The organism is Proteus sp. G2609, assembly GCF_963896135.1.
GTDB classification, from domain to species: domain Bacteria; phylum Pseudomonadota; class Gammaproteobacteria; order Enterobacterales; family Enterobacteriaceae; genus Proteus; species Proteus mirabilis.
The window spans coordinates 14,105-36,177 of sequence record NZ_CAWQNB010000036.1 but is presented as its reverse complement, the minus strand read 5'-3'; the positions used below and the strand labels follow the sequence as shown (position 1 = coordinate 36,177).

The 22,073-nt window shown below is 39.9% G+C and carries 18 protein-coding genes and 5 tRNA genes; 21 read left to right on the top strand and 2 right to left on the bottom strand.

Annotation, left to right across the window (positions count from 1 at the left end; all coding sequences use genetic code 11):
- Positions 1-108 precede the first annotated feature (108 nt).
- From proB to luxS, 16 genes are all read left to right on the top strand, one after another.
- Complete coding sequence (proB, locus tag AACV01_RS11015; protein WP_004247396.1) at positions 109-1,212, top strand: glutamate 5-kinase; 1,104 nt, start codon at positions 109-111, stop codon at positions 1,210-1,212.
- 11 nt (positions 1,213-1,223) lie between these two features.
- The gene (gene proA, locus AACV01_RS11010; protein WP_004244786.1) at positions 1,224-2,477 is read left to right on the top strand and encodes a glutamate-5-semialdehyde dehydrogenase; all 1,254 of its coding nucleotides are present in this window, start codon (positions 1,224-1,226) and stop codon (positions 2,475-2,477) included.
- 144 nt (positions 2,478-2,621) lie between these two features.
- On the top strand, positions 2,622-3,134 hold the full coding sequence (aroL, locus tag AACV01_RS11005) for a shikimate kinase AroL (protein ID WP_004244785.1): 513 nt from the start codon (positions 2,622-2,624) through the stop codon (positions 3,132-3,134).
- Between the two features lie 103 nt (positions 3,135-3,237).
- Positions 3,238-5,397: a bifunctional acyl-ACP--phospholipid O-acyltransferase/long-chain-fatty-acid--ACP ligase gene (aas, locus tag AACV01_RS11000; RefSeq protein ID WP_017628345.1), complete on the top strand. Its 2,160-nt coding sequence runs from the start codon at positions 3,238-3,240 to the stop codon at positions 5,395-5,397.
- Entirely contained in the window at positions 5,397-6,599 is a 1,203-nt protein-coding gene (lplT, locus tag AACV01_RS10995; RefSeq protein WP_046335088.1) for a lysophospholipid transporter LplT, read from the top strand. The genes aas and lplT overlap by 1 nt, the downstream gene beginning before the upstream one ends.
- A 32-nt stretch (positions 6,600-6,631) precedes the next feature.
- Entirely contained in the window at positions 6,632-7,138 is a 507-nt protein-coding gene (gene pncC / locus AACV01_RS10990) for a nicotinamide-nucleotide amidase (protein WP_012367572.1), read from the top strand.
- 107 nt (positions 7,139-7,245) lie between these two features.
- Positions 7,246-8,313 (top strand): recombinase RecA, encoded by a 1,068-nt coding sequence (gene recA / locus AACV01_RS10985; protein ID WP_004247401.1) that lies wholly within the window; start codon positions 7,246-7,248, stop codon positions 8,311-8,313.
- Positions 8,314-9,214: 901 nt separating this feature from the next.
- Positions 9,215-11,842 (top strand): alanine--tRNA ligase, encoded by a 2,628-nt coding sequence (alaS, locus tag AACV01_RS10980; RefSeq protein ID WP_004244779.1) that lies wholly within the window; start codon positions 9,215-9,217, stop codon positions 11,840-11,842.
- A gap of 217 nt (positions 11,843-12,059) precedes the next feature.
- The gene (gene csrA, locus AACV01_RS10975; protein WP_004244778.1) at positions 12,060-12,248 is read left to right on the top strand and encodes a carbon storage regulator CsrA; all 189 of its coding nucleotides are present in this window, start codon (positions 12,060-12,062) and stop codon (positions 12,246-12,248) included.
- Positions 12,249-12,713: 465 nt separating this feature from the next.
- Positions 12,714-12,806: transfer RNA gene (locus tag AACV01_RS10970), tRNA-Ser, on the top strand.
- 9 nt (positions 12,807-12,815) lie between these two features.
- A tRNA-Arg gene (locus tag AACV01_RS10965) sits at positions 12,816-12,892 on the top strand.
- An 89-nt stretch (positions 12,893-12,981) separates the two neighbouring features.
- Positions 12,982-13,058, top strand: a tRNA-Arg gene (locus AACV01_RS10960).
- Between the two features lie 51 nt (positions 13,059-13,109).
- Positions 13,110-13,186, top strand: a tRNA-Arg gene (locus AACV01_RS10955).
- 43 nt (positions 13,187-13,229) lie between these two features.
- Positions 13,230-13,306 (top strand) — tRNA-Arg (locus AACV01_RS10950).
- 184 nt (positions 13,307-13,490) lie between these two features.
- Positions 13,491-15,071: a glutamate--cysteine ligase gene (gene gshA, locus AACV01_RS10945; RefSeq protein ID WP_004244777.1), complete on the top strand. Its 1,581-nt coding sequence runs from the start codon at positions 13,491-13,493 to the stop codon at positions 15,069-15,071.
- 165 nt (positions 15,072-15,236) lie between these two features.
- Entirely contained in the window at positions 15,237-15,752 is a 516-nt protein-coding gene (gene luxS / locus AACV01_RS10940) for an S-ribosylhomocysteine lyase (protein WP_004244776.1), read from the top strand.
- A gap of 128 nt (positions 15,753-15,880) precedes the next feature.
- On the opposite strand, the gene AACV01_RS10935 is transcribed toward luxS, so the two are convergent.
- Positions 15,881-17,155 (bottom strand): HlyC/CorC family transporter, encoded by a 1,275-nt coding sequence (locus AACV01_RS10935; protein WP_049236330.1) that lies wholly within the window; start codon positions 17,153-17,155, stop codon positions 15,881-15,883.
- Positions 17,156-17,190: 35 nt separating this feature from the next.
- Complete coding sequence (locus AACV01_RS10930) at positions 17,191-17,991, bottom strand: cytochrome C assembly family protein (RefSeq protein ID WP_004244774.1); 801 nt, start codon at positions 17,989-17,991, stop codon at positions 17,191-17,193.
- A 172-nt stretch (positions 17,992-18,163) separates the two neighbouring features.
- Here AACV01_RS10930 and ffh point away from each other — a divergent pair, with 172 nt between their 5' ends.
- The 5 genes from ffh to rplS all read left to right on the top strand — a co-directional run bounded on the left by ffh (position 18,164) and on the right by rplS (position 21,673).
- Positions 18,164-19,525, top strand: a complete 1,362-nt coding sequence (gene ffh / locus AACV01_RS10925) for a signal recognition particle protein (RefSeq protein WP_017827485.1) — start codon at positions 18,164-18,166, stop codon at positions 19,523-19,525.
- A gap of 137 nt (positions 19,526-19,662) precedes the next feature.
- On the top strand, positions 19,663-19,911 hold the full coding sequence (gene rpsP / locus AACV01_RS10920; protein WP_004244772.1) for a 30S ribosomal protein S16: 249 nt from the start codon (positions 19,663-19,665) through the stop codon (positions 19,909-19,911).
- 18 nt (positions 19,912-19,929) lie between these two features.
- Positions 19,930-20,475, top strand: coding sequence for a ribosome maturation factor RimM (gene rimM / locus AACV01_RS10915; RefSeq protein WP_004244771.1), 546 nt, complete (start codon positions 19,930-19,932; stop codon positions 20,473-20,475).
- Positions 20,476-20,514: 39 nt separating this feature from the next.
- Positions 20,515-21,267 carry a tRNA (guanosine(37)-N1)-methyltransferase TrmD gene (trmD, locus tag AACV01_RS10910; RefSeq protein ID WP_004244770.1) on the top strand — a complete coding sequence of 251 codons (753 nt, stop codon included), beginning with the start codon at positions 20,515-20,517 and terminating at the stop codon, positions 21,265-21,267.
- Positions 21,268-21,319: 52 nt separating this feature from the next.
- The gene (rplS, locus tag AACV01_RS10905; RefSeq protein WP_004244769.1) at positions 21,320-21,673 is read left to right on the top strand and encodes a 50S ribosomal protein L19; all 354 of its coding nucleotides are present in this window, start codon (positions 21,320-21,322) and stop codon (positions 21,671-21,673) included.
- Positions 21,674-22,073: the final 400 nt, after the last annotated feature.

Sequence of the window (22,073 nt, the reverse complement as noted above, 5' to 3'; positions counted from 1 at the left end):
GTGTTAGGGCAACTTTTCATAGATTTTGCGTTATGTCAGTTGGCATAACGCTTCTCTCCTGATAAAACAGTGTATGATCTTTTAAATCAACAAAAAATGGTAAATGTTATGAGTAGCAGCCAAACGCTGGTTGTTAAATTAGGGACAAGTGTACTGACTGGTGGTTCACGACGTCTGGATCAGTCTCATATTGTAGAGCTGGTTCGCCAATGTGCAAAACAACACGAAAAAGGGCACCGGATAATTATTGTCACGTCGGGAGCAATAGCGGCAGGGCGTGAATATTTAAACTACCCCGATTTGCCCGCAACAATAGCATCTAAACAACTGTTAGCCGCTGTGGGGCAAAGTGCTTTAATTCAGGTATGGAAACAGCTATTTGCTATTTATGGTATTCATATTGGGCAAATGTTATTAACTCGCGCGGATATAGAAGATAGAGAACGTTTTTTGAATGCGCGTGATACACTGCATGCATTATTAGATAACAAGATTATTCCTGTTATCAATGAAAACGATGCCGTTGCTACTGCAGAAATAAAAGTAGGGGATAACGACAATCTTTCGGCATTAGCTGCCATTTTAGGTGGCGCTGATAAACTCCTGTTACTTACTGATATCGAAGGTCTATATACGGCCGATCCTCGTAGCAATCCGGATGCGAAGCTTATTCCTGAAGTTTTTGATATCAACGATGAATTACGTCAAATGGCCGGTGATAGTGTCTCTGGTTTAGGTACTGGAGGTATGGCAACTAAGTTACAAGCGGCCACTGTTGCAGGGCGTGCTGGTATTGACGTTGTTATTGCCGCCGGTGTTAAGCCTGATGTTATCAGTAAAGTTATTGATAATGAACCTGTCGGAACACTCTTTCATGGTTTAAAAAGCCCCCTTGAAACGCGTAAACGATGGATTTTTGGTGCTCCAGTCGCAGGGGTTATCATTGTTGATAATGGGGCTGAAAAAGCGATTAAAGAGCAAGGTAGTTCTCTTTTACCTAAAGGTATTAAAGAAATTAAAGGTGACTTTTCTCGAGGGTGTGTTATTCGCATTCAAAGTTTGCAAGGAAAAGATCTTGCTCATGGTGTCGCGCATTATAATAGTGATGCGCTACGCTTAATTGCGGGGCACCATTCGCAAGAGATTAGTCAAATTTTAGGCTATGAGTATGGCAGTGTTGCGGTTCACCGTGATGATATGATTGTGAGCTAGGGAGTATAAATATGTTAGAACAAATGGGAAAAGCGGCGCGAGAAGCTTCTTGGCACTTAGCTCAGCTATCAACCGAACAAAAAAATCAGGCACTGTTAGTCATCGCTGATTTATTAGAACAGCAAGAAGCCATTATTCTTGCTGCTAATGAAAAAGATATGGTGGCGGCACGAGAGTCTAATATTAATGCTGCAATGCTTGATCGTTTATTACTCACATCAGAACGTTTAAAAGCGATCGCTGATGATGTTCGCCAAGTTTGCCATCTAGAAGATCCTGTAGGTCAAGTGATAGATGGTCGTTTATTAGACAGTGGCTTACGTTTAGAACGCCGCCGAGTCCCTTTAGGGGTTGTTGGCGTTATTTACGAAGCTCGTCCAAATGTGACTATAGATGTAGCATCTTTATGCTTAAAAACAGGGAATGCGGCTATTCTCCGTGGCGGAAAAGAGACTCACCATACTAACCAAGCCGTTGTCGCGGTGATCCAGCAAGCACTAGAAACATGCGCTATTCCTGCGGCTGCTATTCAAGCTATCGATAAGCCAGATCGTGAATTAGTCGCAAAAATGCTAAAAATGGATGAGTATATTGATATGCTTATTCCTCGAGGTGGTGCAGGATTACATAAGTTATGTCGTGAACAATCCACTATTCCTGTGATCACGGGGGGGATTGGTGTTTGTCACACCTTTGTTGACGAAAGTGCTGATTTAGACCAAGCATTAAATGTTATTATTAATGCTAAAGTTCAGCGTCCAAGCGCATGTAATTCGTTAGAAACGCTATTGGTACATGAAGCTATTGCGGAGAGTTTCTTGCCTCAATTAAGTGATGCGATGGCAGCACAAAAGGTTACTTTGCATGCCAGTCAACGCGCTATAACTGCATTGAAAAAGGGACGTGCGACGGTCGTCGATGTGACAGAAGCAGATTATTGTGATGAATGGTTATCACTGGATCTGAATGTTGAAGTCGTTAATGATTTAACGGCGGCAATTGCTCATATTCGCCAATATGGTACCGCGCACTCAGATGCTATTTTAACGCAATCTATCAGTCATGCTGATCGCTTTGTACGCCAAGTTGATTCTGCTGCGGTATATGTGAATGCTAGCACACGTTTTACAGATGGTGGACAGTTTGGCTTAGGTGCTGAAGTAGCGGTGAGTACACAAAAGCTACATGCACGAGGCCCTATGGGATTAGATGCTCTAACCACCTATAAATGGATTGGTTACGGCGACAATACATTACGTCGCTAATAATCCCTTAAATAGCTAAGCCATACTTTCATAAAGTGTGGCTTTATTTTTTTGTATTGTGAGGTATGATACTTAATACTTTACACATTGTAAATTTTAGATTACACCCATTTAGCAGGTTAACACAGCGGAGAGAGTGCATTTATGGAAAGTACAATTTACCTTATAGGACCTAGAGGTGCAGGAAAAACAACAGTAGGTAAAGCGCTTTCTCTATCTTTAGATTATCAATTTATTGATACAGATAATTGGATAACAGATAAATATCAACAAACTATTTCTTCTATGGTTGAAGCGGAAGGTTGGGATGTCTTTCGCCAACTTGAATCAGATGCGCTTATTCAAGTTAGCCAACCTAACCAAGTTATTTCAACGGGGGGAGGGATAGTGTTGGCAGAAAAAAATCGTGTTTATATGAAAAATTCAGGTGTAATTGTTTATTTACAAGCTTCACTTGAAACTTTAGTTGAGCGTTTATCTCAAGATCCTAATGAGGCACAAAGACCTAGCTTGACGGGAAAAACATTAGTTTCAGAAATACATGATGTTTTAATTAAGCGTGAGCCTTTATATATGCAATGCGCAGATATTATTGTTGATGCTGGATTATCTATTAATGATATTATTGAGGTCATTCTCGCAAAACTCGCTAAATAATTAGGAAGTTGTCCTATATAAAGACGAAAACAAAAGACAACTATTTTATTTTCATCATATCCTATTTATAGTAAGGCTAATTATAGCAAAATGAGATATGGATATGATGTTGATAGCGTTTTTTAAAACACTATTTAAATTCTTATTTCGAGTAAGAATTGAAGGACTAATTAATCAGTTTTCACAATATGAAAAATGCATTATTACGCCAAATCATACATCGTTTATTGATGGTATATTATTGCGTTTATTTTTACCGATTAACCCTGTCTTTGCTGTTTACACCTCAGTGGCTAATGCCAAACATACCAAATGGCTCAGTCGTTATGCGGATATTGTTCCTTTAGATCCCGCTAATCCAATGGCGGTTCGCCAATTAGTTAAAGAGGTCGATAAAGGCCGTCCTGTTGTTATTTTCCCTGAAGGGAGAATTACGGTAACTATTGGTTTGATGAAGATTTATGAAGGTGCTGCGTTTATTGCTGCTAAATCAGGGGCAAAAGTTATCCCTGTTAGAATAGAAGGTGCTGAATTTAGCTACTTTTCTCGAGTGCGTAAAACGTTAAATATAAAAGCAAAGCTCTTTCCTAAAATCACAATAAAAGTGCTACCTGCGGTTGATTTACCTATGCCTACAGCGGAAAAATCAGCAGAGCGCCGTCGCTTATCGGGAGAAAAGCTCCGTGATATTATGATGGATGCTATTATGCAAGCACGTCCTAATATCACGCTCTATGAGGCATTTTTACAAGGAATGTCTCAGTTTGGTCGTTTCAGTCCTCTTATTTCAGATATTAATATGAAAGAGGATAGTTATCAGGGCCTATTGAAAAAAATATTAGGTGTTAGTCGTATTATTGAACGCTATACCGAACCTAATGAACGAATTGGCCTTTTACTTCCTAATACTACCGTTACGGTTGCGGCTTTATTTGGGGCGACGATGCGCCAACGGGTTGTGGCGATGCTTAACTATACTGCGGGTAGCTTAGGTGTACAAAATGCCATGAAAGCGGCATCCATTAAAACGATTTTTACCTCACGCCAATTTTTAGAGAAAGGAAATTTATTACATATTCCAGAACAGACTCCGGATGCAAACTGGGTTTATCTTGAAGATCTCAAAGATAGCATTACTAGAGAAGATAAACGCTGGATTGCACAGCACTTACTCACTCCTCATAAAGCGATGTTAGCGCAAAAATCGACGGACGCAGCAGTTATCTTATTTACTTCTGGATCTGAAGGCACACCGAAAGGTGTTGTTCATAGCCACTCCAGTTTATTGGCGAATGTAGAGCAAATTCGTGCTATTGCTGACTTTTCACCCAGAGATAAATTTATGGCTGCATTACCGTTATTCCATGCTTTTGGTTTAACGGTAAGTGTATTAGCTCCTATCTGCTTAGGGGCACGAGTATTCCTCTACCCAAGCCCACTACATTATCGTGTAGTACCTGAATTAGTGTATGACCAAAATTGTACAGTATTGTTTGGCACTTCAACTTTCTTAGGTAATTATGGCAAATTTGCTCATCCTTATGATTTTGCTCGACTAAGATATGTGGTTGCAGGGGCGGAAAAACTGTCCGAATCGACACGAGTATTATGGCAGGATAAATTTGGTATTCGTATTTTAGAAGGTTATGGGGTCACTGAATGTGCTCCTGTTGTCTCCATTAATGTACCAATGAGTGCTAAGCCATATACCGTGGGGCGTTTATTACCAGGCATGGAAGGGCGTTTAATTCCTATAAGTGGTATTACGGATGGTGGAAGATTACAACTGCGTGGCCCTAATATCATGCTTGGCTATTTGCGCGTTGAGTCCCCTTATAAATTAGAACAGCCTACAGCAATAAATGCCGAAGGCATCGAAGAAGCGGGTTGGTATGATACGGGAGATATCGTTGCTATTGATAGCGAAGGTTTTTGCACTATTAAAGGGCGTGTAAAACGTTTTGCAAAAATAGCGGGAGAAATGGTTTCTCTTGAAAGTGTAGAGCAATTAGCGGCTAAAGCTTCAGAAGGCAACCATGCTGTGGTGGCGGTAAATGATCCACGTCGAGGTGAGTCATTAGTGCTTTTTACAACCGATAAGCAACTTGATCGCAGTATGTTATCGGCATTAGCTAAATCCACTGGTGTGGCAGAAATTGCGGTACCAAAAGATATTCGTTTTCTCAAAGAAATTCCTGTTTTAGGAAGTGGCAAAACGGATTTTGTCTCGTTAAAGCAACTCGCTGAACAGGAAAATAATTAATGTCAGAGAATATAAGTCAGCCCCCATTACTGAGTAAGGGCATGAAAGCAGTATTATTATCACAGTTTCTTTCTGCATTTGCGGATAATGCTTTGTTATTTGCCATACTCGCTCAATTTAAATCAGCACTTTATCCAGAATGGAGCCAGCCTATTTTACAAATGGTGTTTGTGCTGGCTTATATTCTCTTAGCTCCTTTTGTTGGACAAGTTGCCGATCGCCAGCCTAAAGGTAGGGTGATGCTTACTGGTAATGCGTTAAAATTTGCCGGTGCTTTTCTTATTTGTATTGGAACCGATCCATTCTTAGGTTACGCCTTAGTGGGGATCGGCGCCGCCATTTATTCGCCTGCTAAATATGGTATTTTAGGTGAGTTAACTGATGGCGAGCGTTTAGTCAAAGCAAATGGCTTAATGGAAGCATCAACTATTGCGGCAATTTTATTAGGCTCTGTGATTGGTGGGCTTCTTTCCGATTGGAGCATTATCTTAGCATTAGCTGTCTGTGCGATAATGTATGCTTTAGCTGTATTGGTTAATTTTAGCATTCCCAAGTTATCACCTGCTCAAATAGGTCGAGGCTGGAATATTAAGAAAATATTCAATCAATTCTTAGCTGCTTGTGGCTCTTTATGGCGAGATAAAGAGAGCCGTTTTTCTCTGGTAGGAACAAGTATGTTTTGGGGGGCCGGCGTCACATTGCGTTTTCTATTAGTGCAATGGGTGCCTATAGCTTTGGGAATGACTGATAATACAACACCAACAATATTAAATGCGATGGTGGCGATTGGTATTGTGATTGGCGCTGGTTTAGCCGCTAAGTTTGTCACATTAAAAACGGTCCGTCGTTGTATGCCTGCAGGGGTTTTAATTGGCTTAGGTGTTGTTTACTTCTCATTACAAACCACCATTATTCCAGCCTATTTTATCTTAGTTGTTATTGGCATTTTTGGTGGCTTCTTTGTTGTACCATTAAATGCTTTGCTACAAGATAAAGGAAAGCATAGTGTGGGAGCGGGGAATGCCATTGCTGTACAAAATTTAGGTGAGAATACCGCAATGTTACTGATGCTAGGTTTGTTCTCGCTAGTCACCAGTATGGGTATTTCCGTTATTACAATTGGTATTGGCTTTGGTGCTATCTTTGCGCTAGCAATTGGTGGATTATGGTTGTGGGATTGCACCAGAAAGAGAGCTGAATAACGTTAATTGAGAGTCGAGGTGAAACAACCTTCATGATAAATAATGATGAAATGACCCATCTGAGCATTGAAGTCGGTCAGGCACTGCTAAAACGAAAAAAAACGTTAACTACTGCAGAATCATGTACTGGAGGATGGATTGCAAAAGTCATTACTGATATAGCAGGTAGCTCAGATTATTATCATCGAGGTTTTGTGACTTACAGTAATCAAGCTAAACATGACATGATTGGTGTAGATGAGCAAACATTGTCTGATTTTGGTGCCGTGAGTGAACAAGTTGTCTGTGAGATGGCAAAAGGGGCATTGCTAACAGCAAATGCAGACTATGCTGTATCGGTTAGTGGTATTGCAGGTCCCGGCGGCGGTAGTGAAGAGAAGCCCGTTGGTTTAGTTTGGTTTGGCTTTGCAATAAAAACCCCAGAGGGGCTTCGAGTGGTTGCTAAACACTGTATTTTTAGTGGATCACGAGAGGAGGTGAGAGCCCAATCTGTGATTTTCTCTTTAAAATCAATTCTTAAAGAAATTATTAATAATTAACTTGATACTGTATGATTATACAGTATAATGAGTTTCAACAAGCAAAATCATATACGTTTTAATGGTAGTGACCCATCTTTATGCTTCACTGCCCAGAGGGAGATAACATGGCTATTGATGAAAACAAACAAAAAGCATTGGCCGCAGCACTTGGTCAAATTGAAAAGCAATTTGGTAAAGGTTCTATCATGCGTCTGGGCGAAGACCGTTCCATGAACGTAGAAACTATCTCTACAGGATCTTTATCATTAGACGTTGCTTTAGGTGCAGGTGGATTGCCACGTGGCCGTATTGTTGAAATCTATGGCCCTGAATCTTCTGGTAAAACAACCTTGACTCTACAAGTTATTGCCTCTGCTCAGCGTGAAGGAAAAATTTGTGCATTTATTGATGCTGAACATGCATTAGACCCAATTTATGCTCAAAAGCTAGGTGTCGATATCGATAATCTACTCTGCTCTCAACCTGACACAGGTGAACAAGCACTGGAAATTTGTGATGCATTATCTCGCTCTGGTGCGGTCGATGTTATTGTCGTGGACTCCGTGGCAGCATTAACACCAAAAGCTGAAATTGAAGGTGAAATTGGTGATTCACACGTTGGTTTAGCCGCACGTATGATGAGCCAAGCTATGCGTAAACTAGCGGGTAACCTTAAAAACTCTAATACACTGCTGATTTTCATTAACCAAATTCGTATGAAAATCGGTGTTATGTTTGGTAACCCAGAAACCACGACCGGTGGTAATGCGCTTAAATTCTATGCTTCTGTTCGTTTAGACATTCGTCGCATTGGCTCTGTCAAAAATGGTGATGAAGTCATTGGTAGTGAGACTCGCGTTAAAGTTGTTAAAAATAAAGTGGCTGCACCGTTTAAACAAGCTGAATTCCAAATTATGTACGGTGAAGGTATTAATACCTATGGCGAACTGATTGATTTAGGTGTTAAACATAAGTTAGTAGAGAAAGCGGGTGCTTGGTATAGCTACAATGGCGAAAAAATCGGTCAAGGTAAAGCTAACGCAACCAATTACTTAAAAGAACATCCTGAAATGTACAATGAGTTAAACACTAAATTACGTGAAATGTTGTTAAATCATGCTGGTGAATTCACAAGTGCTGCGGATTTTGCAGGTGAAGAGTCAGACAGTGATGCTGACGACACAAAAGAGTAATTAGCTGGTTGTCATGCTGTTTGTGTGAAAATAGACCTTAAATCATTGGCTATCATCACGACAGCATCCCATTGAATAACTTGTTTGTATAAATTTTATTCAGATATCAAAGGAAGCCTTAAAAAAGCTTCCTTTTTGTTTTATGTAAAAATTAACCACTCAGTGGTAGTGAAAAATTAGTTTATTTTTCACTAATTTTCTTTTTTTTTGCAATTTATTACTATTTTATCAGCAATAACAATATTTTTATCTTTGGGTGGTTTTACACTATGTAAGTGTTTATATAGTGAAGATTTGGTGATGTATTCTATTGGTTATTTATAACATCATATTTCTTTTACATGTTTGAAAAAACAGCATTAAAATAACTTGTTAGCATCTATCTATATAGATAATCAATCTCTTTGACTACGAGAGAAATGGATTTTTGCTACTTTATTATTTTAAATTTATCAGTAAATATATTTAGTTAAATGATTCTGGCGGGACTTTTATTCAGAAAAATTAAATATGTAATGGGAATATTGGCTTTTTTTGATAATACAGATTTAGGATAGCTGTTGCGAGCAAATGAGCAAAATGCTATTGATAATAAACTAAAAATGACGAAAAAATTATTTAATAGTTTTATTATGAAATTATCGTCATTACCTTCTCATATCTTACAAAATTCGCCTCGATTTGGTTAAAACGACCTATCTTGAAGTATGTTGCTACTTTCAGAAAACTACTAGACGATTTACAATGTCAACTCGAATAAGTTTATCGGGGGTTTTACTTCTGAGCGAAGAAATTCTATCTTATCCCTACTTATGTATTCGTTGGCTAAGTAGAGGTAAAACTAAACCTCCTCTAACTAGATTTCTAATTTCTGTTTTTCCAGCTTGATTTCGGGATAATTATGAGCAAAAGCACCGCTGAGATCCGTCAGGCGTTTCTCGACTTTTTTCATACTAAAGGACATCAAATAGTACCAAGCAGTTCTTTGGTTCCAAATAATGATCCAACATTGCTGTTTACAAACGCAGGGATGAACCAATTTAAAGATGTATTTCTTGGATTGGACAACCGACCTTATTCCCGAGCGACAACCGCGCAACGTTGTGTGCGCGCGGGTGGTAAACATAATGATTTAGAAAATGTGGGTTATACAGCACGTCACCATACATTTTTTGAAATGTTAGGTAACTTTAGTTTTGGTGACTATTTCAAACATGATGCCATTAACTTTGCCTGGGAATTATTAACTGGCAAAGAGTGGTTTAACTTACCTAAAGAGAGACTTTGGGTAACCGTTTATGCCACTGATGATGAAGCTTATGATATCTGGAATAAAGAAGTCGGTGTTCCAGCTGAGCGCATTATTCGTATTGGTGATAATAAAGGCGCACCATTTGCTTCTGATAACTTCTGGCAAATGGGAGATACGGGGCCTTGTGGTCCATGTACTGAGATATTTTACGATCATGGTGATCATATTTGGGGGGGACCGCCAGGGACACCTGAAGAAGACGGTGATCGCTATATTGAGATCTGGAATATCGTCTTTATGCAGTTCAACCGTAAATCAGATGGTACAATGGATCCATTGCCGAAGCCTTCTGTTGATACGGGAATGGGATTAGAGCGTATTACTGCTGTACTACAGCATGTTAATTCTAACTATGATATTGATTTATTCCGCGCATTAATTAAATCCGTTGCTGAAGTGACTAATGCGACAGACTTAGCAAATAAATCATTACGTGTGATTGCCGACCATATCCGTTCTTGTTCTTTCCTTGTTTGTGATGGTGTCATTCCTTCTAATGAAGGTCGTGGCTATGTGCTACGTCGTATTATCCGTCGTGCTGTACGTCATGGTTATATGTTAGGTGCGAAAGATACTTTCTTCTATAAACTCGTTGCACCACTTATTGATGTAATGGCTGAAGCTGGTAAAGAGCTTAAGAATCAACAAGAAATCGTTGAAAAAGTACTTAAAACGGAAGAAGAGCAGTTTGCACGTACTTTAGAGCGCGGTTTACAATTATTAGATGAAGAGCTAGAAAAATTAACCGGTGATACTTTAGCGGGTGAAACGGCTTTCCGTCTTTATGATACATACGGTTTCCCATTAGATTTAACTGCGGATGTTTGCCGTGAAAGAAATATCAAAGTTGATGAAGAAGGCTTTGAACTGGCAATGGAAGAGCAACGTAAACGTGCTCGTGAATCTAGCGGTTTTGGTACTGACTATAACGAACTGATTAAAGTCGATAGTCGCAGTGATTTCTCAGGTTATGACCATAATGAGCAACAAGGTACTATTAATGCGATTTTCCATAATGGTCAAACAGTCACTGAGCTTAAAGCAGGTGAAGAAGGGATTATCTTCTTAGATAAAACGGCTTTTTATGCTGAGTCTGGTGGCCAAGTAGGTGATAAAGGTCTTCTGATTGGCAAAGATAGCCAGTTTGAAGTTACCGACACGCAAAAATATGGCAAGGCTATTGGTCATATTGGTAAAGTCATTTCTGGATCTTTTATTGTTAATCATAAGATCAATGCAGTCATTGATGTGGCTCGTCGTGATGCTATTCGCTTAAATCACTCAGCAACGCATTTATTGCATGCGGCATTACGCCAAGTATTAGGCACTCATGTTACCCAGAAAGGCTCTTTAGTTAACGATAAATATCTGCGTTTTGACTTCTCTCACTTTGAAGCAGTAAAACCAGAACAGTTACGTGAAATTGAAGACATTGTTAACGCGCAAATCCGCCTTAACTCGCCGGTTGTCACCGAGTTAATGGATCTTGAAGATGCGAAGCAAAAAGGTGCGATGGCACTCTTTGGTGAGAAATATGAAGAACGTGTTCGTGTTTTAACCATGGGTGATTTCTCAACTGAACTTTGTGGTGGTACTCACGCAGCCAGAACGGGTGATATTGGTCTATTCCGCATTATGAGTGAATCAGGGACTGCGGCTGGTATTCGCCGAATTGAAGCGATTACGGGGGCTACAGCGATTGAAAGTGTTCATGAGCAATCGGATCTGATTTCTCTTGTGGCTCATGCACTTAAAAGTGATGGTAGTAATTTAGTTGAGAAAATTAAAACGGTTCAAGAAAAATACCGTTCATTAGAAAAAGAACTTCAACAACTGAAAGATCAGCAAGCAGCTCAAGAAAGCTCCTCGTTAGGAAGCCAAGCTAAGAATGTGAAAGGTATCAAACTTTTAGTTCGTGAACTGAATAATGTTGAACCAAAAATGTTAAGAACAATGGTTGATGATTTAAAAAATCAATTAGGTTCAGCAATAATTGTACTTTCTACTATTTCTGATGGTAAAGTGAGCTTAATTGTCGGTGTGACTAAGGATTTGACTGCTAAAATAAAAGCAGGTGAGCTAATTAGTTTTGTCGCTCAGCAAATCGGTGGTAAAGGTGGTGGTCGCCCTGATATGGCACAAGCTGGTGGTACAGATGTTGAAGCGTTACCCGCTGCTTTAGCGAGTGTTGACGAGTGGGTAGAATCGCATCTTTAAGCGATAGCTACCTGAAAAAACGTTATCCCTAGTTTTTAGGGGTAACGCTTTATGTAATATTGACAATCCGTTAAATAATCAATCACAAAATTTATATTTTGTTATGAAGTATGGGCTATATGTGATAAATAATGATTATACGAATTGACAATGTATGATGGATAATGGCCGGGAAATTCTAGAGACCCGACTCTTGTAAATTTTCAAGGAGCAAAGAATGCTTATTCTAACTCGTCGAGTTGGTGAAACGCTTATGATAGGCGATGATGTAACCGTAACCGTTTTAGGGGTTAAAGGTAATCAGGTACGTATTGGCGTAAATGCCCCCAAAGAAGTATCTGTCCATCGTGAAGAGATCTATCAACGAATTCAGGCCGAGAAAACTCAGCCCACAGATAACTACTAAGCAATCTCTTATTTTTAGCTAGTTACCCTTTCTTCGTAAGCGTCCACACTTTTGCCGGGTCTGGGCGCTTTTCTTTTCTATAAAACTTTCCATTTTCTTTCTCGTTCTTCACCTCGCTCTTTTGAACTGTATTTATTATTACACTATCCGCTTATTCTGATTGACAGAATTGAAAGTCTTTTTACTGCTTATCATTCGATTCATAATTATTAGTAGGGGGAATAAAATTATTCGTCGATGAGATAAAATGCTTGAATGATTTTTCATCAGCGATATCATGGTATTCAGTTCTTTTTTAGCCTTTCTTGCTGATAAACGCATCAGTTTGTTTGTGAAGTGTTCAAACGAACCTATATTCGTAAAAAGTTGAGAAAAATTGTTTGACTTCTCAGGCTGAGAAAGTAATATGTGCGCCACACAGAGACGAGATGTTCACAAAGAACTTCTTCGAGTGGTTCTAAATATGGTGAGATGGCCGAGAGGCTGAAGGCGCTCCCCTGCTAAGGGAGTATGCGGTCAAAAGCTGCATCGAGGGTTCGAATCCCTCTCTCACCGCCATTTAGATTTGCATCCTTAGCTCAGCTGGATAGAGTACTCGGCTACGAACCGAGCGGTCGGAGGTTCGAATCCTCCAGGATGCACCATATTCCAACCCCATGATTAAATGTATGGGGTTTTTATTTTGGTGCAAATAGTGAATAATTTGCATTAAAAGAGTAAAATTAAACAACGTGCATCCTTAGCTCAGCTGGATAGAGTACTCGGCTACGAACCGAGCGGTCGGAGGTTCGAATCCTCCAGGATGCACCACTTATTTCTCGACATTGCACAATGTAATGTGAGAGGCAAAAAGATAACGACGCATCCTTAGCTCAGCTGGATAGAGTACTCGGCTACGAACCGAGCGGTCGGAGGTTCGAATCCTCCAGGATGCACCATCTTTTTATAAAGTTAGCTTATCTTAGTTAAATTAGTACGACTGCATCCTTAGCTCAGCTGGATAGAGTACTCGGCTACGAACCGAGCGGTCGGAGGTTCGAATCCTCCAGGATGCACCATCTTTAAAGCCTCGCTTATCGCGGGGCTTTTTGCTTTTTCTCTTTCCTGCATTGTTTATATATTATCGATTTGTTTCGCATCAACTAATAACGCCGATATCATCTAATCAGCGACAATTTGGTGACTTTGCGATAAAGTAACTGTTATCTACTTATTAACATTAACCAACGCGGGAGGTCACCTTTGATCCCGGACGTATCTAAAGCGCTTTCTTGGTTGGAAGCCCATCCTAAAGTTTTATGTGGTATCCACCGTGGTATAGAGCGAGAAACCTTAAGAGTTACTCCTGATGGTCATTTAGCGGCTACAGGACACCCTGTCGAGCTAGGTAAGTCACTCACTCACAAATGGATCACGACAGATTTTGCTGAGTCTCTGTTAGAGTTTATTACTCCTGTTGACGATAATATTGATCACACCTTACATTTTTTAAGTGATTTGCATCGCTATACGGCACGTCATTTAACCAATGAGCGTATGTGGCCGATGAGTATGCCTTGCTTTATTGAAGCCGAAGATAAAATAACATTAGCGCAATTTGGTACCTCTAATGTTGGGCGTTTTAAGACGTTATATCGTGAAGGGCTGAAAAATCGTTATGGTGCGTTAATGCAAACTATTTCTGGTGTGCATTACAATTTTTCGTTACCTATCGAATTTTGGCAAGCGTGGGCAAATATCACCGATGAAGAAACAGGTAAAGAGGCGATTTCAGACGGTTATTTACGTTTGATCCGTAATTACTACCGTTTTGGTTGGATAATTCCTTTTTTCTTTGGTGCTTCGCCAGCTATTTGTGGTTCATTCTTAAAAGGTCGAAAAACCAATTTACCCTTTGAAAATACCCCTAAAGGCGCAAAATACTTACCTTATGCAACTTCGTTGCGCTTAAGTGATTTAGGCTATACCAATAAGTCACAGAGTGATTTAGATATTACTTTTAATCATCTAGAGACTTATGTGAAAGGTTTGAAAAAGGCCATTCATAAACCGTCAGAAGAATTTGCTAAATTAGGTGTAAAGAAAGACGGTAAGTATATTCAATTAAATACTAACGTATTACAAATTGAAAATGAATTATATGCGCCTATTCGTCCTAAACGCGTTGTCAAAGGGGATGAATCACCTTCTGATGCATTATTACGTGGTGGTATCGAATATATCGAGGTTCGCTCATTAGATATCAATCCATTTACACCTATCGGCGTTGATGAAACACAAATTCGTTTCTTAGATTTATTCTTGATTTGGTGTGTATTAGCGGATGCACCAGAAATGAATGCAGAAGAATTGGCCTGCTGTCGTGCAAATTGGAATAACGTTATTCTAGAAGGGCGTAAGCCAGGTCAAGTTATTGGCATGGGTTGTGGTGAAAGAAAAGAGCCATTAGCACAAGTGGGGAAAGCGCTTTTTGCTGACTTACAGCGCGTAGCTAAGGTATTAGATAGCTGTTCTGGAACTAAATATCTAGAAGTTTGCCTTAAGTTAGAGGAAATGTTTGATAATCCGCAATTAACCTTCTCTGGCAGATTATTAGAAAAAATTAAAGCACAGGGTATTGGCGGTTATGGTCTATCTTTAGCTGAAGAATATCATCAACAATTAGTCAATACCGCTTATGAAGTGTTAACAGATGATGCTTTTGAACATGAGAGAATTTCATCTATTAAACGTCAGGCAGACTTAGAAAAGAGTGATACCATTTCTTTCGATGAATATTTGAAGCTCCATGCTGGGCCAAATAATGATGGTGTGGCTTCTTAAAACTCAGATAGAAAAAAGCCACACTAAAATTTGTGTGGCTGAATAAATTCTATAGAGAAATAGGGATGATAACATTTTGCGCGTATTCATTACTAAGACCGAGGCGCTCGCAGAAAGTTTCATGTTCTCTTAAAAATATTTAAAAATTTTCTTAGGAGGTTTTTTATGCCGTTATTGGATAGCTTTACTGTTGACCATACACGTATGTCTGCACCTGCGGTACGCGTTGCTAAAACGATGAAAACACCCTCTGGTGATACTATTACCGTTTTTGACTTACGCTTTACTGTCCCAAATAAAAAAGCCATGCCTGAGAAAGGAATTCATACGTTAGAGCACTTATTTGCAGGTTTCATGCGTAATCACTTAAATGGTGAAGGTGTTGAGATCATCGATATTTCGCCAATGGGATGTCGTACAGGCTTTTATATGAGCTTAATTGGTCAGCCTGATGAGCAACGTGTTGCTAATGCATGGAAGGCAGCTATGGAAGATGTATTGAAGGTTAAAGATCAAAACCATATTCCTGAGCTTAATGTCTACCAATGTGGGACTTATGAAATGCACTCGTTAGCTGAAGCTCAAGATATTGCACGAGACATTTTATCTCACACTATTGGCATTAATCATAATGATGAATTAGCACTACCAGAAGACAAACTCAAAGAGTTACAAATCTAGTTACAGTTGCTTTATAGATAAAGAGACAATAACTCAAGCTATTTGATCTTGATTTGTTGTCTCTTTTAATTTGATGGGGAGTATCATAACGGTCAACGCCAATTGCATTGAACCGCTATTAATAATCGCTAGTGACGAGGGGGCGTAAGATGGCGGATCAAGGCTTTCTTAATCACATTGTCTTGCACTTCCAACACTTCAAATTCATAACCATCAATCGTTATTTTGGCACCTACTACGGGTAAATCACCTAACTCTTCAATAATAACCCCATTAATTGTTCGAGCTTCATTTTCTGGTAAATGGCAAGCAAAGGCTTTATTGATATCTCGGATATTGGTTGTGCCATCCACTAATAGTGAACCATCCTTTTGTGGGATCACTTCTTCTGCTAAAGAAGGAGACATTGAGGTAGTAAAATCACCGACAATCTCTTCTAGGATATCTTCAACAGTGACTAATCCTTGAATTTCACCATATTCATCGACGACAATACCGGCTTTTTCATTATTACGTTGAAAATTAACTAGTTGTAAGCTAAGTGGTGTACTTTCTGGGATAAAATAGATTTTATCAGCCGCTTTAATCAAAATTTGTTTAGTAAATTCTTTCTTCTCTGTCATAAGACGGTAAGCTTCGCGTACTCGTAGCATACCAATGACATCATCGAGGGTATCACGATAAAGGACAATACGCCCATGAGGGGAGTGAGTTAACTGTCTGACAATGGATTTCCACTCATCATTGACATCAATACCAAAAATTTCATTTCTTGGTACCATAATATCGCCAATGGTCACTTTTTCTAAATCCAAAATAGAAATCAGCATATTTTGGTTACGCTGTGACAGTTTCGATTTTGATTCATTCACAATGGTGCGTAGTTCTTCTTTTGATACCGCATTACCCTGTATTACGGGGGATTTAATACCGAAAATGCGCATAAACACTAAGGTAATTTGGTTAAAAAACCACACAACGGGCAACATGATTTTCTGTAAAGGTGACAAAAGAACGCTACTTGGATAAGCGAAACGTTCTGGATAAAGCGCTGCGATAGATTTTGGTAGTACCTCAGCAAAAATAAGAATGACAAAGGTTAATACACCTGTTGCAATAGCTACTCCTGCATCACCATATAAACGCATTCCTACAATAGTGGCGAGAGCGGAGGCGACAATATTAATCAGGTTATTACCAATTAATACTAAGCTAATCAATCTATCGGGACGCTGTAATAGTTTTTCTACTCTTTTGGCAGAGCGATTACCTTGCTTGGCTGCGTGGCGTAGCCGATAACGATTGATAGTCATCATGCTAGTTTCAGTGCCTGAAAAATAGGCTGAGGCAAAGATCATACCGATAAGTATGATAATGAGCGTTGTTGTCGACACATGCTCCAAAATTGAGTTCCTTTTGCTACCTTAAAATGAAAAGATTAATTAAGCATTAACTCTTGCAATAAACGATTACCAAAAAAAGCTAATGTCAAAATAATGGCACCGATCAGGTTAAAAATAACCACTTTTTTCCCACGCCAACCCTCACGGAAGTGTCCCCATAATAAAATGATGTAGACAAACCACGCAATAATAGAAAATATTGATTTATGGATATTTTCTTTACCAAAGATATTATCCATATATAACAGGCCGGTACACAAGGTTAATGTCAGTAATACTACCCCCACTTGGGTAATATGAAACATTTTACGTTCAATTGACATTAATGGTGGCATTTGTGGTGAAAATTTTAGTTTCTTATTTTTTAGTTGATAGTCGAGCCAGCTGAGTTGTAAGGCATATAAAGCAGCAATTAACAAAGTGGCGTAACTTAATAAAGCAAGCCCAATATGAATAAAGAGCGATGTGCTACTTTCAAGGTGGGTGACAAACTCACCTGGCATCAAGGCGGCAATAATGAGATTGACTATGGAAAAGCAATAAACAATAGGCAGCAAAAACCAAGCTCTACCACGGGAAGCAACAATGGTCATGATAACGCAGACCATTAAACTGACCACCGCCCCTAAATTGGTGAGTGACAGATTTTGCCCGCTATGTGGACGGAAAATCAAAAATTTTAATGAGATAGCATGGGTCACAAGGGCGACCACCGCAAAAAGCAGCGCTAATCCACGGTATCCATTTTGCTCTTTTCTCAGCAAACTGGGGAGAATAAACACCAGACTGAGTAAATAAGCGCAGACAGCAACGATAGAGATTGATATAACGGGCATAGTTTCGCTTACATAATAGGGTACATAATTGCTTAGTATAGCGCTAGGTGAATTCCGCTCCAACTATTGAAGTCATTAAGCGTAAATCTCTATGCAGAGATCTGCGCGTCATCGTGATATAATCGATGAAATAGACGACAGACAAGCCCAACTTTAACACTGAGCTAAGATAATGTTTGAGAATTTAAGTGACAGATTATCGCGCACATTGCGCAATATCAGCGGCAGAGGCCGACTGACCGAAGAAAACATTAAAGACACACTGCGCGAAGTGCGTATGGCTTTATTAGAAGCTGATGTGGCTTTGCCCGTGGTTCGTGAGTTTATTGCACGTGTCAAAGAGAGTGCAGTAGGTCATGAAGTTAACAAAAGTCTGACCCCAGGTCAGGAGTTTGTCAAAATTGTACAAAATGAGCTGGTAAATGCGATGGGAGAGGTCAATAACGATCTTGACCTTTCAGCTCAGCCTCCTGCCGTGGTATTAATGGCAGGTTTACAGGGTGCGGGTAAAACGACAAGTGTTGCTAAACTTGGTAAATTTTTAAAAGAGAAAAAGAAGAAGAAAGTATTAGTAGTTTCTGCTGACGTCTATCGTCCCGCAGCGATTAAACAACTGGAAACCTTAGCCGAAACGGTTGGTATTGACTTTTTCCCTTCAACGGTACAAGAAAATCCCGTCACCATTGCTAGCAATGCGTTAAAACATGCTCAGCTCCAATTTTATGATGTATTGCTGGTGGATACTGCGGGTCGTTTACATGTTGATGAAGGCATGATGGAGGAGATCCAACTACTTCATAAAGCAATCAATCCAGTAGAAACCCTATTCGTTGTTGATGCAATGACAGGGCAAGATGCTGCCAACACCGCAAAAGCCTTTAATGAAGCACTCCCTTTAACAGGGGTGGTATTAACTAAAGTTGATGGTGATGCTCGTGGTGGTGCAGCATTATCTATTCGTCATATCACAGGGAAACCAATTAAATTCCTCGGTGTTGGTGAAAAAACAGAAGCATTAGAACCTTTCCATCCCGATCGTATTGCCTCACGTATTTTAGGCATGGGCGATGTTCTTTCATTAATTGAAGATATCGAAAGTAAAGTTGACCGAGCGCAAGCTGAAAAGCTGGCAACTAAACTAAAAAAAGGGGATGGTTTTGATTTAAATGATTTCTTAGATCAGTTAAAGCAAATGAAAAACATGGGGGGTATGGCGAGTATGCTAAGTAAAATGCCCGGCATGTCTCAGGTGCCTGATGCGGTGAAATCACAAATGGACGACTCAATTTTAGTCAAAATGGAAGCTATTATTAGCTCAATGACGAAAAAAGAGCGTCAAAAACCTGAAATTATCAAAGGTTCTCGTAAACGTCGTATTGCGATGGGATCGGGAACACAAGTGCAAGACGTCAACCGCTTATTAAAGCAGTTTGATGATATGCAACGTATGATGAAAAAGATGAAGAAGGGTGGCTTGGCTAAGATGATGCGTGGCATGAAAGGTATGATGCCACCAGGCTTTCCAGGTCGCTAAAAGCAAAAAGTCCGAAAAAAACGTCGCTTTGGATTGCTTTTTTCGCCAAAGTGAGTAAACTTTTCGGGCTTTTTATATGACAACCGGACGCCATTCCTCGATGGGGTCTGGTTGTTTTGTTAACTAATGAGGATGTTATGGTAACAATTCGTTTAGCTCGTGGCGGCGCAAAAAAGCGTCCGTTTTACCAAGTAGTCGTGACCGATAGCCGCAATGCGCGTGATGGTCGTTTTATTGAACGTGTAGGTTTTTATAACCCACTGGCAACCGGTAATGCAGAAGAATTACGTTTAGACGTAGACCGTGTTGAACATTGGGTTGCTCAAGGCGCAACTGTTTCAGAACGTGTTGCTGGCCTGATCAAATCAGCGAAGAAAAGCGCTTAATCTGTCGCGGTGGTAACAATGAGCGAACAAAAAACCTTTAAAGAGCCTGTAGAACCTATTGTTATGGGTAAGTTGGGCTCACCTTACGGGATCCGTGGTTGGCTCAGAGTTTTTTCTTCCACCGAACATGCCGAAAACATTTTTGAATATCAACCGTGGTTTATTCAACGACATGGTCAATGGGAATCCATTGAGATAGAAACTTGGAAACACCACAATCAAGATATTATCGTCAAGCTAAAAGGTATTGACGACAGAGATGCTGCAAATATTTTGACTAATTTTGAAATTGTCGTAAGTGCTACACAACTTCCTGATCTAGACGGTGAGTATTACTGGAAAGATCTGATGGGTTGTCAGGTAGAAACTGACAAGGGCTACGATTTAGGTGTCGTTAACGACATGATGGAAACGGGCTCAAATGACGTCATGGTAATCAAAGCAAATCTGAAAGATGCATTCGGTGTCAGGGAGCGGTTAGTTCCGTTTCTTGATGGGCAGGTTATCAAGAAAGTCGATCTCTCAGCGAAAAAAATTATCGTTGATTGGGATCCTGGTTTTTAGATTCTCCGGTTAACGGTTCTCAACAGTGGGACAGTGCAAATGTGGATTGGGGTAATTAGCCTATTTCCTGAAATGTTCCGCGCTATAACCGAGTACGGGGTGACTGGTCGGGCAGTGAAGCATGGTCTGCTTAATGTGGAATGTTGGGATCCCCGAGATTTCACTTATGACAGACATCATACAGTAGATGATCGCCCCTATGGCGGTGGTCCTGGTATGTTGATGATGGTACAACCGTTAAGGGAAGCTATCCATCAAGCAAAAGCTGCGGCAGGTGATGGTGCAAAGGTGATTTATTTATCACCTCAAGGGCGCAAACTCGATCAACAAGGTGTTTGCGAATTGGCCACAAATGAGAAATTAATTCTGGTTTGCGGTCGGTACGAAGGAATAGATGAGCGTGTCATTCAGACCGAAATCGATGAAGAGTGGTCTGTTGGTGATTACGTATTAAGTGGTGGGGAACTCCCTGCCATGATAATGATAGATGCAGTAGCACGTTTTGTTCCCGGTGTTCTTGGACATGCGGCTTCGGCGAAAGAAGACTCTTTTGCAGAAGGATTACTGGATCATCCTCACTATACTCGTCCAGAGGTGTTAGATGGTATGGCGGTTCCGGCAGTGTTACTGTCTGGTAATCACGCTCATATTAATCGCTGGCGTATGAAACAATCGCTGGGCCGGACCTGGCTAAGAAGACCTGAGCTTCTGGAAAGCCTAGCTCTGACTGACGAGCAAAGAGTGCTGTTAGCAGAATTCCAGCAGGAACATTTGCAAAGAACAGCAGAGTAAGTCTGACACAAAGTGTCATTAATATCAGTTTACCTAGGGTAAGAGAGTTATTATGAGCAATATTATTAAACAAATCGAACAAGAACAAATGAAGCAAGATGTACCTTCATTTCGTCCAGGCGATAATGTAGAAGTTAAGGTATGGGTCGTTGAAGGTTCTAAAAAACGTCTGCAGGCATTCGAGGGCGTGGTTATCGCTATTCGTAACCGCGGTCTGCACTCTGCATTTACTGTTCGTAAAATTTCTAATGGCGAAGGTGTTGAGCGTGTATTCCAAACTCACTCCCCAGTCGTAGATAGCATCACAGTTAAACGTCGTGGTGCGGTTCGTAAAGCTAAACTGTACTACCTGCGTGAGCGTTCAGGTAAGGCTGCACGTATTAAAGAGCGTCTTAACGCTAAATAATACGCTTTCGCACATCCGAAAGTTATGGTTAAAAGGCCAGCATCAGCTGGCCTTTTTTTGACTATAACCCGCTCTATTTCCTCTAATGTCTTCTATCTTTTTATAAGCACTCGACAATAACTCACCTCCTTGCCTATTTTTCTCATCATTAAATAACATCTCTTATAAAGTCGTTTCATCTGCTAGATGAAAGCCAATTTCTTGCGGGTGTAAAATTAAAATTACAGTCTACTATTTTTGTTTTATCTTAATCACATTTTTTTGTATTGTTTTTATATTCATAATACACTGATTTATAAAAATAAATTTAATGGTATCTCTACAATGTAAACATATTATTACGTTTGTGCCTTTTTTATTGAAAATATGGATTGATTTCTTTACATTGCATGTTATCTTA

Excerpts from the sequence above, each read along its gene's own strand:
- proB (WP_004247396.1), top strand. The coding sequence starts at position 109 with ATGAGTAGCAGCCAAACGCTGGTTGTTAAATTAGGGACAAGTGTACTG.
- proA (WP_004244786.1), top strand. The coding sequence starts at position 1,224 with ATGTTAGAACAAATGGGAAAAGCGGCGCGAGAAGCTTCTTGGCACTTA.
- aroL (WP_004244785.1), top strand. The coding sequence starts at position 2,622 with ATGGAAAGTACAATTTACCTTATAGGACCTAGAGGTGCAGGAAAAACA.
- aas (WP_017628345.1), top strand. The coding sequence starts at position 3,238 with ATGATGTTGATAGCGTTTTTTAAAACACTATTTAAATTCTTATTTCGA.
- lplT (WP_046335088.1), top strand. The coding sequence starts at position 5,397 with ATGTCAGAGAATATAAGTCAGCCCCCATTACTGAGTAAGGGCATGAAA.
- pncC (WP_012367572.1), top strand. The coding sequence starts at position 6,632 with ATGATAAATAATGATGAAATGACCCATCTGAGCATTGAAGTCGGTCAG.
- recA (WP_004247401.1), top strand. The coding sequence starts at position 7,246 with ATGGCTATTGATGAAAACAAACAAAAAGCATTGGCCGCAGCACTTGGT.
- alaS (WP_004244779.1), top strand. The coding sequence starts at position 9,215 with ATGAGCAAAAGCACCGCTGAGATCCGTCAGGCGTTTCTCGACTTTTTT.
- csrA (WP_004244778.1), top strand. The coding sequence starts at position 12,060 with ATGCTTATTCTAACTCGTCGAGTTGGTGAAACGCTTATGATAGGCGAT.
- luxS (WP_004244776.1), top strand. The coding sequence starts at position 15,237 with ATGCCGTTATTGGATAGCTTTACTGTTGACCATACACGTATGTCTGCA.
- AACV01_RS10930 (WP_004244774.1), bottom strand. The coding sequence starts at position 17,991 with ATGCCCGTTATATCAATCTCTATCGTTGCTGTCTGCGCTTATTTACTC.
- ffh (WP_017827485.1), top strand. The coding sequence starts at position 18,164 with ATGTTTGAGAATTTAAGTGACAGATTATCGCGCACATTGCGCAATATC.
- rpsP (WP_004244772.1), top strand. The coding sequence starts at position 19,663 with ATGGTAACAATTCGTTTAGCTCGTGGCGGCGCAAAAAAGCGTCCGTTT.
- rimM (WP_004244771.1), top strand. The coding sequence starts at position 19,930 with ATGAGCGAACAAAAAACCTTTAAAGAGCCTGTAGAACCTATTGTTATG.
- trmD (WP_004244770.1), top strand. The coding sequence starts at position 20,515 with ATGTGGATTGGGGTAATTAGCCTATTTCCTGAAATGTTCCGCGCTATA.
- rplS (WP_004244769.1), top strand. The coding sequence starts at position 21,320 with ATGAGCAATATTATTAAACAAATCGAACAAGAACAAATGAAGCAAGAT.